Source organism: Bacteroidota bacterium (genome assembly GCA_005882315.1).
In the GTDB taxonomy this organism is placed as follows: Bacteria; Bacteroidota; Bacteroidia; order Chitinophagales; family Chitinophagaceae; genus VBAR01.
The window spans coordinates 2134637-2150908 of record VBAR01000001.1 but is presented as its reverse complement, the minus strand read 5'-3'; the positions used below and the strand labels follow the sequence as shown (position 1 = coordinate 2150908).

Annotated in this window: 15 protein-coding genes; 4 read left to right on the top strand and 11 right to left on the bottom strand. The window is 37.6% G+C overall.

Features of this window, described 5'->3' with window-relative positions:
* Window positions 1-12: 12 nt before the first annotated feature.
* The 4 genes from E6H07_08880 to E6H07_08865 all read left to right on the top strand — a co-directional run bounded on the left by E6H07_08880 (window position 13) and on the right by E6H07_08865 (window position 3430).
* Window positions 13-489 (top strand): OsmC family peroxiredoxin, encoded by a 477-nt coding sequence (locus tag E6H07_08880; GenBank protein ID TMI66001.1) that lies wholly within the window; start codon window positions 13-15, stop codon window positions 487-489.
* A gap of 32 nt (window positions 490-521) precedes the next feature.
* On the top strand, window positions 522-1058 hold the full coding sequence (locus E6H07_08875) for a hypothetical protein (protein ID TMI66000.1): 537 nt from the start codon (window positions 522-524) through the stop codon (window positions 1056-1058).
* Between the two features lie 78 nt (window positions 1059-1136).
* Window positions 1137-2378 (top strand): PAS domain S-box protein, encoded by a 1242-nt coding sequence (locus E6H07_08870; GenBank protein ID TMI65999.1) that lies wholly within the window; start codon window positions 1137-1139, stop codon window positions 2376-2378.
* On the top strand, window positions 2375-3430 hold the full coding sequence (locus tag E6H07_08865) for a response regulator (GenBank protein ID TMI65998.1): 1056 nt from the start codon (window positions 2375-2377) through the stop codon (window positions 3428-3430). The genes E6H07_08870 and E6H07_08865 overlap by 4 nt, the downstream gene beginning before the upstream one ends.
* Window positions 3431-3474: 44 nt before the next feature.
* Here the strand turns inward: E6H07_08865 and E6H07_08860 are convergent, their stop codons facing one another.
* From E6H07_08860 to nuoL, 11 genes are all read right to left on the bottom strand, one after another.
* The gene (locus tag E6H07_08860) at window positions 3475-3999 is read right to left on the bottom strand and encodes a hypothetical protein (protein ID TMI65997.1); all 525 of its coding nucleotides are present in this window, start codon (window positions 3997-3999) and stop codon (window positions 3475-3477) included.
* 90 nt (window positions 4000-4089) lie between these two features.
* Window positions 4090-5472, bottom strand: coding sequence for a tRNA uridine-5-carboxymethylaminomethyl(34) synthesis GTPase MnmE (mnmE, locus tag E6H07_08855; GenBank protein ID TMI65996.1), 1383 nt, complete (start codon window positions 5470-5472; stop codon window positions 4090-4092).
* 83 nt (window positions 5473-5555) lie between these two features.
* Entirely contained in the window at window positions 5556-6383 is an 828-nt protein-coding gene (locus E6H07_08850) for an energy transducer TonB (GenBank protein TMI65995.1), read from the bottom strand.
* A 162-nt stretch (window positions 6384-6545) separates the two neighbouring features.
* Window positions 6546-7370 carry an energy transducer TonB gene (locus E6H07_08845; protein ID TMI65994.1) on the bottom strand — a complete coding sequence of 275 codons (825 nt, stop codon included), beginning with the start codon at window positions 7368-7370 and terminating at the stop codon, window positions 6546-6548.
* Window positions 7371-7424: 54 nt separating this feature from the next.
* On the bottom strand, window positions 7425-8087 hold the full coding sequence (locus tag E6H07_08840; GenBank protein TMI65993.1) for a biopolymer transporter ExbD: 663 nt from the start codon (window positions 8085-8087) through the stop codon (window positions 7425-7427).
* Window positions 8088-8120: 33 nt separating this feature from the next.
* On the bottom strand, window positions 8121-8789 hold the full coding sequence (locus E6H07_08835) for a biopolymer transporter ExbD (protein TMI65992.1): 669 nt from the start codon (window positions 8787-8789) through the stop codon (window positions 8121-8123).
* A gap of 60 nt (window positions 8790-8849) precedes the next feature.
* Complete coding sequence (locus tag E6H07_08830; protein ID TMI65991.1) at window positions 8850-9704, bottom strand: MotA/TolQ/ExbB proton channel family protein; 855 nt, start codon at window positions 9702-9704, stop codon at window positions 8850-8852.
* A 195-nt stretch (window positions 9705-9899) separates the two neighbouring features.
* The gene (locus E6H07_08825; GenBank protein ID TMI65990.1) at window positions 9900-11180 is read right to left on the bottom strand and encodes an ABC transporter permease; all 1281 of its coding nucleotides are present in this window, start codon (window positions 11178-11180) and stop codon (window positions 9900-9902) included.
* Window positions 11181-11244: 64 nt separating this feature from the next.
* Entirely contained in the window at window positions 11245-12618 is a 1374-nt protein-coding gene (locus E6H07_08820) for an NADH-quinone oxidoreductase subunit N (protein TMI65989.1), read from the bottom strand.
* A gap of 15 nt (window positions 12619-12633) precedes the next feature.
* Entirely contained in the window at window positions 12634-14154 is a 1521-nt protein-coding gene (locus E6H07_08815) for an NADH-quinone oxidoreductase subunit M (GenBank protein ID TMI65988.1), read from the bottom strand.
* Between the two features lie 133 nt (window positions 14155-14287).
* Window positions 14288-16180 (bottom strand): NADH-quinone oxidoreductase subunit L, encoded by a 1893-nt coding sequence (gene nuoL / locus E6H07_08810; GenBank protein ID TMI65987.1) that lies wholly within the window; start codon window positions 16178-16180, stop codon window positions 14288-14290.
* Window positions 16181-16272: the final 92 nt, after the last annotated feature.

Sequence of the window (16272 nt, the reverse complement as noted above, 5' to 3'; positions counted from 1 at the left end):
AAGAATACTGCTATGCCATTAAAAAATAATAAGCCGGTCATATTTTCAACAGAACTCAGTTGGCTTGCTGATAAATCCGGGGTTGTGAGTTTGAATTCAGGAAAAAAATCCTTTAGAGTCTCTACTCCGCCCGAGTTTGGCGGGCCTGAAGGAGACTGGAGCCCTGAACATTTATTTCTAAGTTCAATTATAAGTTGTTTTATGAGTACCTACCTGGTATTTGTAAACAAACTTAAGATTGAAAATACGGGTTTTGAATGTACAGCTACCGGCCAGGTTGAAATCATTGATGGTAAATATAAATTCACTTTTATACATATTTATCCAAAAGCATTTGTAGCTAACGAACCTGATATAGAAAAAGCCCGGATTGCCATGGAAAAATCAAAGAAGTATTGTCTTATTTCTAATTCTATCAACGCAGAGATCGTTCTGCATCCTGAGGTAGTAATTTCAAAACAACATGCAGCGGTCAATACGGCTGCTTAAACCTGATTTCTAAACCTTTTAAATTGCGAATCATGAGAGGTCTTGTAATCTATAAAGGTAAATACGGCGCCACCCAACAATATGCTATGTGGATAGGACAAGAATTACAAATGCCCGTCGTTTCGGTTGATCGTCTTCAGCTTAGGGAATGGCCCAAATATGATTATATCATCATTGGTTCGAGTGTTTATATTGGCAAACTTGAGATAAGAAAATGGGTGAAGAAAAATCTTGCTATATTAACTACCACAAAAGTTTTTATATTCCAGGTAGCTGCAAGCCCCGTTGATCAAAAAGAAAAAAGAGAAAGCTATAACATAGCAAGTCTGCCACAGGAACTACTACAAAAAGCTGAGGTTTTTTATCTGCAAGGCAAAATGAAAATGAAAAATCTTTCCTGGTGGGATCGATTCTTGTTAAAAATGGGAGCAAGACTAACAAAAGACCCGGTTGAGAAAAAGAAGATGTTGACAGACTTCAATGAAGTAAAAAAGGAAAATATAGAACCATTGATCGAATCCGTGAGAAAATTTGAGGAAATAAATGAACCTGAAATTGCTCACATATAGATCTTTTTACCTGGTCAAATTTGAATTTACTTTTTTCATGACATTAGTTTACTTTGAGGCAAATAATTAAGAACTGCAATGCTTGACCAGGCACACATGACCTCTTTGTTTGAAAATGCAACGGAAGGAATTATTCTGACTGATGGTCGCGGCCTTATCATACTGGCAAACCCTGCCGCTGAAAAAATGTTTGGATATAACAACAATGAATTGACAAACCTCCCTGTGGAAGTGTTGATCCCCGGTAATTTCAGACCAAGACATAAAACTTTGAGAGAGGGTTTTCATAATAATCCATCCAACCGATCAATGGGTGCAGGCAGAGACCTCTTTGCATTAAAAAAAAATGGTGAGGAATTTCCTGTTGAGATCAGCTTAAGTCATTATACGAACAACAATGAATTATTTGTCATTGCATTTATTGTTGATATTACATTGAGAAAGGAAGCCGAAAAGAATCTTGTAAAAAAGCAAAATGAATTGGAGAAAGTGACATTCGAGATCCGCAAATTGAATACAGAACTTGAAAAAAAAGTTGATGAACGTACTCATATTCTTAAAGAAGCACTCGAAAAACTGGAAGAATCGCAAACAGAACTTCATGAAGCATTGGATAAGGAAAAACAATTGAATGAAATAAAAGGCCGTTTTGTTTCGATGGCCTCCCATGAATTCAGGACCCCGCTTAGTGCTGTCTTATCTTCAGCAACATTGATATCAAAATATACGAATGAAAATGACCAGGAAAAAAGAGATAAACATATCAATCGCATAAAAGATTCCGTAAAACATCTTAATGATATACTTGAAGATTTTCTTTCCTTAGGTAGACTCGATGAGGGTAGAATATGCGCCGATCCTGGCGAATTCAATCTCAAAGAAATGATCACTGAGACCCTTAGCGAAGTAAAGGTGGTATTGAAGCCGGGGCAAAAACTTGATTTTAGCTATCAAGGAAATGAAAAAATAAATTCAGATAAGAAACTAGTACGAAATATCCTGATCAACTTAATTAGCAATGCTGCAAAGTTTTCAGAAGAAGATTCGCCAATTACAGTTTCGGGAATGAGTGACAATGAAAAAAATACTATTACTGTAGTGGATAAAGGTATCGGCATTTCTAAAAAAGACCAGGAACATCTTTTTACTATGTTTTACAGGGCATCAAATGTTACTAATATACAGGGAACAGGACTTGGGCTTCACATCGTAAAAAGATATATTGACCTGATAAATGGAACAGTTAAATTGCAAAGTACATTAGGAGAAGGAACCATTATAAGTATAACGTTTCCAAATTTTACAAACAATAACTCATGAAATCAATTCTTGTTATCGAAGACAATAAAGACATCAGGGAAAATACCGCTGAGATCCTTGATTTGGCCGGCTTTAAAACTTTTACAGCTGAGAATGGGAAAAAAGGAGTTGATATCGCCATTAAAGAAAAACCTGATGTAATTATTTGCGATATCATGATGCCGGAACTGGATGGTTATGGAGTACTGCATATGATAAGAAAAAATGAGAATACCCAGACCATTCCATTTATTTTTCTAACCGCAAAAACAGAAAGAAGCGATTTTAGAAAAGGAATGGAAATGGGAGCTGACGATTATGTCACAAAACCATTTGAAGATATTGAACTGCTAAATGCAATTGAGATCAGGTTAAAAAAGGCTGAAATACTTGGGAACAAATACGCTTCTTCGCAACAGGGATTATCGCAATTTATAAAAGACGTTAAGGATAGTGGCCTCATGAAACAATTGGCAGATCAATATAACATTGAATCATACGGCAAAAAACAATCGCTTTACCAGGAAGGCAAACGGCCAAAACTTCTATACTACGTTGTAAAGGGAAAAGTGAAAGGAATTAAAACACACGAAGACGGGAAAGAGTACATCACGGATCTTTTCAGCGAAGGAGATTTTATTGGTTACCCAGCCTTAATTGAAGATAAAAACTATGATGACAGCGCTGTTATACTTGAAGATGCAGAGATAATGCAAATACCCCGTGAGGATTTTCATAAAATGGTCTTTGGGGATTTAAATATAGCTGCGAAATTTATAAAGATCATTACAAAGAATGTAAAAGAGAAAGAAGAAAGATTACTTAGCCTTGCTTATAGTTCATTACGTAAAAGAGTTGCAAAAGCACTTGTTGACATTCTGGAGAAATTTAATGTCGACGGACAAAACAAACCAATAGAAATATCAAGAGAAGATATTGCACATTATGTTGGAACTGCAACCGAATCATTAATTAGAACACTTAGTGATTTTAAAGCCGAAAAACTTATTGAAATAAAAGAAGGGAAAATTCTGATCACAAATCTTGATAAGCTAAAGAATCTTTTATATTGACCCCGATAGTCAATTATTTTTATTTTTATTGAACCCCATCAATTTTATTGTAAGTTAGACTTTATTTTCTTAAGCTTTTTAATATCTCGTTTTCGAAGTAATTGAATATTCAGTATGTGATAATTCGCATCAAAATTGTATATAAGTGTTACTTCGCTTCCATTTCTAAATGTTAATCCTCTGGGTTGAAGTAATTCGGAGATAGGTTTTGATTCAGCCACAGTTTTTGCCACTACTGGTACTAAATAAATACTATCCAATAATGTATAATCAGGCATACTTGTGGATGTACTATCATAAAACAGCACATTAATTTTATGCTTTGTTGCAATTGAACTAAATCGATGTGCATCAAAACTATAATCTATCATTAACCCATTATTGTATTTTTTTTGCGAAAAAAAAGTATTGTGTGATGAGTTTTTATTAAGATTTGACTCAAACCAAATGATATGATCATGATAATAAACCAACCATCCAGTTTTTAATATTGTATCTGATTTATTAATAGCATAAACGGACGTATCTAATAACACGACAATTATATAAAACAAAGCTATTTTTTTCATTCAAAAAGTTTTTTATTTTCAATAGGCTTGACATCTCTATACTTTAAAATCGGTAGTAATTGCGTAGAATCTGCATTTGCCAAATGATGGTTACTTTCCGATACAGAACTTGGAGAAAACATAATCAAGTAGATCATCATTTGTGATATCCCCTGTTATCTCACCCAAATAATGTAAACAACGACGGATATCTAATGCAAGCAGATCACCTGGTAATTTATTATCAAGCCCGTTTTTAATTTCGGTTAGTGATTTAGCTACTTCCTTCAATGCATGATAGTGCCGGGCATTAGTAACAATTGTATTTTCTGATTCCACCTGACCTGCCATTACCATATCTATCATTTTTTCCTTTAATACTTCAGTGTGCCGGCTGTGTTTTGCAGAAATATAGATGACCTTTTCAACAGAAGAGAATTTATTTCGTAACGCCGCTTCATCACCTTTATCTACTTTATTTGCAACAAACAAGTACTTGATATTTTCTTTTTTAAAATCTGCACCCCGCTTTGAAAGTTCTTCAGACGTTTCCTCTGTTGCATCAAACAAATACAATACAATATCGGCCGTTCTTATTTTCTCAAGGCTTTTTTCCATTCCTATTTTCTCTATTGTATCTGTTGTATGCTGGCGTATGCCTGCTGTATCGATCAAACGAAAAAGTATTCCATCGATATTTATTATCTCTTCGATTGTATCCCTTGTTGTTCCGGCAATATCGCTTACGATAGCACGGCTTTCATTCAGCAATACATTTAATAAAGTTGATTTTCCCGCATTCGGCTTGCCTACAATTGCCACACTTACCCCATTCTTAATTACATTACCTAACTGAAATGAATTGATCAGTTGGTTAGTTGACTGTGATAATTGACTGATCAGGTCATGGAACTGCTTCCTATCAGCAAACTCAACATCTTCCTGGCTAAAATCCAGTTCGAGTTCAATCAAGGCAGAAAATTTTACCAGTTGTTCACGCAGTTCCTTCAATTGAACAGAAAAACCTCCACGTATATTATTCAATGCGGTTTTTAGAGAAGCATTTGTGTTGGATGCAATGAGATCGGCTACAGCTTCAGCTTGTGTAAGATCCATTTTTCCTTTGAGGAAAGCCCGTTGTGTAAATTCGCCAGGCTTGGCCAACCGGGCGCCGTATTTAATACAGGTATCAATAATTTGTTGCTGAATAAATGGTGAACCGTGGGCACTTATTTCAATCACATCTTCTCCTGTGTAAGATCTAGGTCCTTTAAAAAGTGAAAGCACAACTTCATCCAATATTTTATCATCATCTTTTAAAAAACCAACATGTAATGTATGTGATGCCTGTGCAGATAAATCTTTAGCTGGGAAAATCCGGGTGATGATCTCAAATGATCTATTGCCACTCAAACGAATTATTCCGATAGCACCTATGCCCGGAGGCGTAGCCAATGCAACAATTGTATCATCCCAACCCGTGTACCTGCTCATGCTGCCAAAGTTAGCCGGAATAGATTTTATGAAATAAGAAACCCCGGAGATTTCCGGGGTTTACTAAATAAAAGGTGTTATTCTCAGCCGCCCGTTTCAACTATAAAGGTTATTATCTGTGTATGATAAGAACCAACGGATTTTCCATTTTGATTTCCCGGAACCCATTTATCTGATTTTTTAATTACACGGATCGCTTCCTCTTCAAGTCCATACCCAAGTTTTGTCAGGGGAGTTATATCACTCACATTACCTTGCTTATCTACTATAAACCGGATATTAACTTTATAAACTCCTTCCGGTGCTCCGTTATCAGTTGGAGTCTCCTGTTTCAGGTTTCTTTCAAGATATCTTTTCCAGGCTGCAAAACCTCCCGGGAAAGAGGCTTCTATTTCCACCTTCTCAAAGAAATCTGGTTCTTCATCTTTCTTTTTAATTTCTAATACTCCTTTACCATCATCAAGTGTTGCTTCAGTTGGAAAATCATCCTTCACCCCTTCCTGGTTTTGAACATCAATTTTTACATTTTCCATGTCATTTTGTTCAGGTGGTTTTTCATCCTCAGGTACATTCTCATCTTTTGTAATTACAGGAGGAGTAAACTGTATCATTTCCACACGGGGAGGCTCCACAGGAAGTGGCGGTGGTGGCGGCTCAAGTATCTTCTCTTCTTCGGGGGTAATTTCAGTAAGAGTGATCTCGGTTTTCTGAAGTCTTTCATTATCCTTGTCAACTTTACTGGCAACAAAGGAACTTAACAGGGCAATTAAAGCTAAGGAGCCTGTGATCATTAGTGATTTCCTGATACGGCTGTTATATGTTTTTCTAAGTTGATAAGCACCGTATTCTTTGTTTCTGTTCTCAAACAGAATGTCAAGCAGATCTGCTGACAAAATTTTTTTGGATTCCATATAGCGTGGTTTTAATAATCAGATGCATTTAATAAAACCTTCCACAAAAAATTTATCAGGTTAATATTATAACAACAGCAGTTTGCTATTTAATAAAACACTACATAAAAAAAGATCCCCGGTTGTTACCGGGGATCTATAATTTGTTATTTGTGTTTAAGCTTATTCTTCAGTTACTACAAATGTAATTGGCTGAGTATGGTAAGAGTTTACGGCTCTTCCATTCTGATTACCTGGAGACCATCTGGGACCTTTTTTAATTGCCCTTACAGCTTCGTCTTCAATTCCAAAACCGTGACTTGTCAATGCCCTCACATCACTGATATTACCTTCTTTGTCCACAACAAAACGAACATTGACAGTATATGTACCAGCAGGTGCACCATTCTCAGTTGCAATTTCTGCTCTCAGATTTTTCTCCAGATATTTTCTCCATGCAGCGGTACCGCCAGGAAAAGTAGCTTCTATTTCTACTTTCTCAAATATCTTATTCTCATCTTCTTCTTTCTTTTCTTCTACTACTTGTTTTCCTTCATCAATGTTGGATACAGTAGGTGCTTCATCTTTTACACCTTCCTGGTTCTGAACATCGATCTTCACATCTTTCAATTCTTCTTGCTCTGGTGGTTTCTCCTCTTCCTTTACTTCTTCATCCTTCTTAATTACTGGAGGAGTAAATTGTTTCATTTCCACTTTCGGCGGTTCTACCGGCGGAGGTGGCGGAGGTGGTTCTACTTTCTTTTCTTCTTCGGGTGCTATTTCAGTAAGCGTCACCTCTGTCTTTTTTATTTTTTCTCTTGAAGCATTTACTTTATTGACAATAAAAGAGCCCAATAAAGCCAGCAGGGCCACACTCGCAGTAATGAGCAAAGCCTTTGTAATACGCCTGTTATAGGTCTTACGTAATTGGTAAGCACCATAATCCTTATTCCTGTGCTCAAAGATCAGGTCAAGTAAATCGGCTGAAAGAATTTTATTGGCTTCCATTTTGTTTTTTTATTTTTATTTAAGATGCTGATTCCAACATCTTTCCATAAATTTTTATTTCTGAGTACCCGGAGTACCACCCTCTGTTACTTTGATCAGCTCATATTCTGCAGGTGCTATTTTCACCATTGCATACTTAAGTACACGACAGATAGTCATTTCATCGAGAATATCCACTGTGTTTTTATAAGTAGCTTCTTCAGTAGGCTTTATTACGACCACAAGATCTTCCTGCTCACAAGATTCCTCTGCATCTTTTAAATACTTTCCCTCTATCCCTTTCTGTCTCCAATCTCCCATTTTCTTATCGATGCATGCCTGGTCTCTTCTGTAGCGGGAAATAACATCAGCCTTCTTATCCAGGATAATTTTTCTTATATCTCCCATTTTGGCTGCTTTGAAATTATTTCCAGTCGCATCTACTTTCAACTGGCCTTCATAATAGTAAACATTATTTCCTTTACCCAGCATAATGGTGAGGGCACCAGACTCTTTAGCCTTGTTTTGCTCTTCTGGTTTATCAGTGTCTTTAGGTACATTGAGTTTTAATGCAGTGGGGCTCGACATGGTCGTAGTGAAAATAAAGAAGGTAATCAACAGAAAACCCAAATCCACCATTGGCGTCATATCAATGCGGGTAGAAAGTTTTTTGGCTTTCTTTACTCCCCGGCCTTTTTTATGATGTCCGCCATCGCCACCGCTATCTATACTAGCCATATCTATTTTTATTTAGATTAATAAAATTGTGTTCTACTTATTGTTTGGCTTCTTATTATATTTATCCAGATCCGATCCCGAAGGCACTCCTTCCAAAGATGTGACCAACTGGTACTTAAATTCATCATTACGTTTTAATGCGCTGACAATTCCTTCAAATACCGGGTATTTGGAACGACCATCTCCTTTGATCAGGATATCCTTTAGTTTCATGTTTTTATCTGCAAAAGCAGCCTGCGAGGCATTGATCCACCAGGCCAGTTCATTGGTGGCCGAATCAAGAACAGGGATTCCTTCTTCAGGAAATTTATCCCTTTGGTCATCCGAGGCACTCAAGAATTGGCCAATCGATTTAAATGGAACACCGATCGCATATACTTTTTCAAAGTTTTTTATTTGCTCAGGAGTTAAATTAAGTCCTCTTAGCGTATTAAGCTTCTTCAATACATCAACTTTGAATTTGGGCTCTTTTTGAGATAAAATTGCATAAAAAACCCTGCCGGCAGAATCAATCGAGATCATTACAGCATCATTTTCAGGAAGCTGGTCAGAGTTAACCGAGCCGGGAGGGTCAATAGGTACTTTTTCAGGCGGCTTAAACTTGGTAGCCAGCATGAAAAATGAAAGAATCAGGAAGGCCACGTCCACAAAGGGGGTCATGTCCGTATCCGTACTCTTCCGGGGTATCTTGACACTTGGCATTGTTTAAATTGTTTAGTTATTAGATGAAAAGGTTTCAAAAATCCATACTGCTTTCCTGTATTATTTATACAAAGAAGCAAAACTTTGAGTCAGCGTAAAACCTGATTCATCAATGCCGTATGTAATAGAATCGATCTTGGTAGTAAATATGTTATACATTATAAGTGCCAACGCTGAAGTACCGATACCCAGAGCCGTGTTATACAGGGCCTCAGAGATACCTACCGCCAATTGGCTGGCATTACCACCTGCACCCTCATCACCTAAGGCTGAGAACGATTTGATCATACCAATTACCGTACCCAACAAGGCGATAAGGGTACCAACTGATGTAATAGTAGATAAGAATACAAGATTCTTCTGAAGCATCGGCAATTCAAGAGCAGTTGCTTCTTCTACCTCTTTTTGAATAGCCAGCACTTTCTGGTCTGTATTCATTCCTTGCTCTGAGATCATTTCTTTGTAGCGGCGAAGACCTGCTTTCATTACATTGGCAACAGATCCGCGTTGCTTATCGCATTCGCTTAATGCTGCGTCAACATTCTTATTAGCCAGGTGATACTGCACACGGCGAATGAAGTCTGCAATAGAACCACTTCCCAATGCTTTTTGAATAGTAAGGAATCTTTCTATAGAAAATACGATAACCATCAGGAGCATTCCAATAAGCAACGGAACGATGACACCACCTTCGTAAATACGGTGTAAGGCATCCTTTGGTTTGTGGTGGGTCGGAAACATTCCACCCTCTGTTGAGGGTTCTTTAAACCCACTTGGATCACCCATAATAAAACGCCAGATGCAATAACCTGCGATGATACACACAATTGGAGCGACCCATGAAATAAGATTGCTGCTTTTCTTTGCCTGAACAGAAGTAGATTTTACTGCAGCAGTTGGATTTGTTTCAGCCATGATGCTTTGTTTTTAGTTTTTAAATTAAATACAATTCGTTTAAAACAGAACTACAATTCTAAGAAAAAATTCCTGAGAAAGTACACTGTCCCTTATCTTTTACGTAGGGGGTTCAAGATAATGATTTTTTCAAACGCAACAATTCCGGGGAATAAAAATTATCTGCAACCGTTTGTGGTAGCCGGTCATTGATAATTATTCATAACGCAACGCTTCTATTGGATTTAACCTGCCTGCCTTTAATGCAGGATATAACCCGGCCAGTAAGCCTACAAGGCTACAGAGTATTACACCAATAATCACCCAGTTCCAGGGAACAACAAAGCCGGTACCAAGAGACAACGCAATAAGGTTACCTGCTACAATGCCTAAAATAATTCCCCAGAATGCACCCATCAAACTGATTAACACTGATTCTATTAGAAACTGGCGTCTTATCAGCTTGCTTTTTCCTCCAATGGCTTTTATAAGTCCAACCTCTCTTGTTCTTTCAGAAACTGAAACCAGCATAATATTCATTAACCCAATTGCTGAACCTATCAAAGTAATAATGCCTATTACAATACCTGAGATAAATAAAAACCCAAGAATACTAATAATGGTCCGGGCTATGCTATCACTGCGATCCAGCACAAAATTGCTTTCCTCTGTAGTGTTCAGTTTTCGGATTGCCCTGAAGACTCCTTCAGCCTCTCCCATTGCAACGTCAACTTTCTTTACATCATCCGTCATTACTGCTATTACATAGGAAGCTCCGGATGGAAAATTGCGTTCGATATTATTATATGATGTTATCACCAGGTTATCCCTGCTGAATCCAAAAGTTGAACCTTTACTTTCCAGTATACCCAATATCCTGAAAGGAACCGAATTGACCCGGATGACAGAATTAACCGCCATTTGAATATTCCGGCCGAATAATTTACTTGCCACATCATACCCTACAATGCAAACATTTCTACCTGTTCGCACATCAAGATTGTTTAAGTTTCTTCCATACTGCAGGTTATATCCATTCAACAATAAATAGCTTTCATCGGCGCCAAACATCCATACGTTGGGGCTGGTTTTTTTTGTTTCGTATGATATTATATTATTGTTACTTCCCCAGATCGAAAGGCTTCTTTCCGAAGGAAATTTATAAGTCTGTAAAAAAAGCTCCGCTTCATCTTTTGTAACAGGTTTACCGAGGTTGGAAGTCTTTTCCTTTTTTGCTCCCTTCTTACTCAACTTTACTTCCCTCCTGTTATTACCACCACCTATCCGGATATTTCTTTCTTTAAAACGGAGTGTAAAGCCATTGGCTCCCATTGAAGAAAAACTTTCTGTAAATTTTTGCTCGATAGCTGTAATGGCAGTTGTAATAAGAATAACGGCAAATATTCCTAATGCTATGATGGCAACAGTAATGCCTGTACGCAGTTTATTTGAACGAACCGTTCTCCATGCAAGTGATAAAACATCCAGGAATTTCATGCAAAAGAATTGAACCCGAAATTACGGATTGAGAGAATGAGAAAAACGAATCTTTTATCAATGGTTAAAAATAAAACCAATAGAGCAGTGCGTTTGGATAAATGCCCAAAAAGATAACTAACGCCGCCAAAGCCAGCAATGTATAGTTAAATGCTTTAGATGTTTGCAATTTATTAGAATCTCCATCCTTAAAATACATTGCCTGGATAACACGGAAATAATAATAAACACTCACTGCAGCCATTAATACTGCAAACACTACCAGCCAGAAATGTTTACCGGTTGCAAGCGCTGCTTTCAGCATATAGAATTTTGAAAGAAACCCTGCTGTAAGTGGTATGCCCGCGAGAGATAAAAGAAATACAACCAAAGCCCCGGCAATAAGCGGATTCTGTTTTGCAAACCCGTTGAACCCATCAAATGTATAGTCATTCATTTTTGCCAACACAGCAAAAATGCCGATTGTAGCAAGACAATAAGCAGCCGCATATAATAATATCCCTTCTTTAGCATCTGTATTCATTGCAAACAATGCAAGCATCATAAAACCAGCTTGTGCAATACTTGAATAAGCAAGCATTCTTTTTACACTCTGTTGAAATACGGCAGTGATATTTCCGATAAACAATGTAGCGGCTGTAATAATTGCAACCCATAATTGCCAGGTGGGTTGCAGGTAACCAAATGCTTCATCAAACAAACGGATAAATGCGATAAATGCCCCTACTTTAACAATGGTTGCCATGAAGGAAGTAAAAACAGTTGGTGCTCCATCATATACATCCGGTGTCCAGAAATGGAACGGTGCCGCCGAAACTTTGAATGACATAGAGAACATCAACAATGTCATTCCCGCTATTAATAACGGAGATGGTGTTCCTGCAGTAAAACTTATACGTTCAACCTGGAAGCTTCCCATTGCACCATATACCAGTGCAATACCCATCAGCATAAGACCAGTGGAAAATGCACCCATTAAAAAATACTTTAAAGCAGCTTCATTACTTTTCAGGTTGAGTTTATCGCTTCCGGTAAGAATGTAAAGTGGTATAGAAATGATCTCGATGCCCAGGAACAATATCAGTAAAGATTTAAATGCAGAAACCAGCACTACACCACAAAGAATAAAAAATATCAAAGCGAAATACTCGGCATAGTTGGTGCCCACTTTCTCCATATCTTTTGCAGAAAGCAAAAAATAAATAAATACTGAGACAAAAATGATCGTGTTAAAAAGCAGCGCAAAGCGATCGAAGAGCATCATCCCTTTAAAATCAATTTTAAAAAAGACTGTGCCATTCATTTCAAGAATATTCGCCACCAGCAATAAACCAATGCCCGCCAGCGCAAGACTGCGAATAGCCGATTTCTGTTTCAGCCAGATACTGCTGAACATCATCACTACACCTAATACTGCTGTTAATACTAATGCGTTCATATTCCTCTTTCGTTGTTACTTCTTCAAAAATTGTGATACATCCGCTTTGTTCATTATAAAATCAGCCGCCTGTTCTGTAATGTCTAATAATGGTTTTGGATAAACACCAATTACAATTATTAATATTACGATCACCGATAAAACAATTTTTTCATTTATACCCAGGCTTATTCCTTTTGCTGTCAGCTCATTTGTTTCGCCATAAAATACTTTGCGGATCATATTCAATGTATAAATGGCAGCGAGAATAATTCCAATGCCTGCCACTACTGTAAACAATAAACCAAAACTTGATGCATTGAATTTGACACTACCGAATAACGTGTAGCCGCCATCAAATGCATTACTATTGAAAATTCCATTGAACATTAAGAACTCACCGGGAAAAGCATTCGTTAATGGCAATGCAATATTTGCCAGCGCAATGATGGTAAGGAAGATTGCCAGCGTTGGTGATGAATTTGCCAAACCCCCTAATTGGGAAATTTTTCTTACTCCGAGATTTCTTTCAATGATTTCTACCACTATCCACAAACCGATAATATTGATACCATGATTAAACATTTGCAGCATTACACCCTGCATGCCGGTTTTGTTTACTGCAAATAATGTCAAACACATTAACCCGATATGCGCAATAGATGAGTAAGCCACCAATCTTTTAATATCATCCTGCCGTATAGCAATAAGCGAAGCATAAATAATTCCAAATACACAGAGGAAGGCAACTGCATTTGTCCAGTTGGCTGTTGCAAATGGAATGACCGGGAGCAACCAGCGTATCACAGCAAACAATCCCATTTTCACCATCAGGCCGCTCAGCACCATTGTTGTTCCTGTATTTGTTTGTTCATACGTGTCCGGCTGCCAGGTATGAAAAGGAAATACAGGCATCTTAATTGCAAATGCAACAAACATCATCCAGAATACCCAGCTCTGCCTGTTCTCCCCCACCGCTGCTTTATAAAAAGATTCTATATCAAAAGATGAATCAGGGGTACTGTTATAAATAAATAACAAAGCAATCAGCATTAATACTGACCCGAGAAATGTATAAACAAAGAATTTAAAAGTAACAGCGATCCTTTTTTCACCTCCCCATGTTGAGCAAAGAAAGTAAACAGGTATCAATGCCAGTTCCCAGAAGAAATAAAACAATAATGCATCTGCAGCAGTAAACACACCTAACAAGCCTGCCTGCGTTAAGAGCATTAAGCCAAAATACCGGTTTGAATTTTTATAAGATGTTTTAAGCGTAGAAATAAAGATCATTGGATAAGCAATGGCCGTAAGCAGGCACATTAATTTACTGATGCCATCCATCTTTAAATGAAAGCTGCTGCCGAGAGAACCCATCCATTCAGCTTTGAAATCAAAACAGGAAGGATCAGAACAACTCAGTAAACCAAACAATACAACGCCAACCGTTACTACAGAAGAAACATAGGCCCATGTCCTTACATTTTTATCTTCCTTTATAAAAAAAGATACAATGCCAGTCAGTAATGGAATTAATATCAATAATAATGCGATCATAAGTACCCCAACCCCTAAAGGGGCTTTTTGAACCTTAAACTCAAACGAGTTTTAGATTTATTAAATCAATTTTCAAATTATATCAATTATAAACCTCCTCGACCTAAGTCACCCCTTTAGGGGGACAGGGGGTTTATTTTCTTATAAAAAATTGCCATGCAAAAATCAATAGCATGCTGATCACCATCAGCAATATATAACTACCCACATGTCCGCTTTGTAATAACCGTAATTGTCTGCTGCCATAGTTAACAGCTTTGCCGGCTCCATTCACTATCCAATCGACTACCTGGCTTTCAAATACTTTATCAAAGAAATCAGCCAGCTTGTTCAAAGGTTTTACAATGATCGAATCATATAATTCATCTACATACCACTTATTCTCGAGCACTTTTCCTAATCCCTTTTCTTCAGTAGCTGAATATTTCCTGTATTTAAAATAAGCAAACAGCACTGCTACAAGTACCAGGCCCGTAGCAAGTCCCATCAATGCCCATTCCATTGAATGAGACACATGATGCACCGTATTTAATGGAACAGCAGAAAATAAAAATTGTGTAAGTCTGTTTGCTGTTTCGCCGAATACTGCGGGTAGTTCAATAAATCCACCAGCAAAAGAAAGTATAGCAAGAATTATCAAAGGCACAGTCATTGCTGCCGGACTTTCATGTAAATGATGTTTCTGTTCTTCAGTGCCCCGGAACGATCCGTGAAAAGTAAGTAACAGTAACCGGAACATATAGAAGCCGGTTAGCATTGCACCTAACAAAGCAAACGCATAAATAGTTTTATTATGCCCGTATGTAGCGAGCAGTATTGCATCTTTTGAAAAGAAACCAGAGAAGAAAGGAAAACCAGCAATAGCCAATGTGCCTACCAGGAAGGTGAAATAAGTTGTCTTTATTTTTTTACTCAGCCCACCCATATTTCTTATGTCTTGTTCTCCACTCATTGCATGTATCACACTACCTGCGCCAAGGAATAATAAAGCTTTAAAAAATGCATGCGTCATTACATGAAATACAGCTGCTGAATAAGCACCCATTCCTAATGCAATAAACATATATCCTAACTGGCTTACAGTTGAATAAGCCAACACTTTTTTAATATCATTTTGTTTTAATGCAATTGTTGCTGCCAACAAAGCAGTTGCCAACCCAATATAGGCTACCACATTTTGAGTAACAGGAGCCATTGAATACAAAATATTGCTTCGTGCAATCATATAAATACCGGCTGTCACCATCGTAGCAGCATGGATCAATGCTGAAACCGGGGTCGGGCCTGCCATTGCATCTGGCAACCAGGTGTACAATGGTATCTGTGCACTTTTGCCTGTAGCGCCGACAAATAACAACAATGTAATTACTGTAATATCAGTTTGTGATAAAGCTTCCAGAGACTTTGCAGAGAACACTTCTGTAAAAGATGCAGTGCCAGTTTTACTAATAAGCCAAAAAATAGCGATCAGGAATCCCAAATCGCCGATCCGGTTCATGATAAATGCTTTATTGGCTGCAGCCGTGTAGTTTATATTTTTAAACCAATAGCCAATCAGTAAATAAGAACAAAGTCCTACACCCTCCCAACCGATAAACATCACTACATAGTTTCCTCCCATCACCAGCAGCAGCATTGAAAACACAAACAAGTTGAGATAAGAAAAATACCGGGCATAATGTGATGAGTTTTCTTCATGCATGTAAGCCGTAGAGTACACATGAATTAAAAAACCAACACCTGTGATGATCAAAAGAAATAAAGATGATAAAGCATCAATCCGGAATTCAAAAGGAATATTGATCGATCCGGCTTTTATAAAATCGAAATAATAAGCATCATGTGCGTTGCCGCCTTTTACCTGCATAAACACCCAAACACTCAGCAACAAAGAAATAAATATCACCCCGCTTCCAATAATGCCCGTCATTCCTTTACTGAGCTTATTCCTCCCCAACCCGGTAATTAAAAAACCGAGTAATGGAAAGAAAGGGATCAACCAGGCTATTTGTAAAACGTTTTGCATACCCCAAACCCCTAAAGGGGCTTTTAAAAACACTCATTTAACTTAAGTGTCTGAATTTTAAATTAAAAAATCTTTATTTATCAATTAAGCAT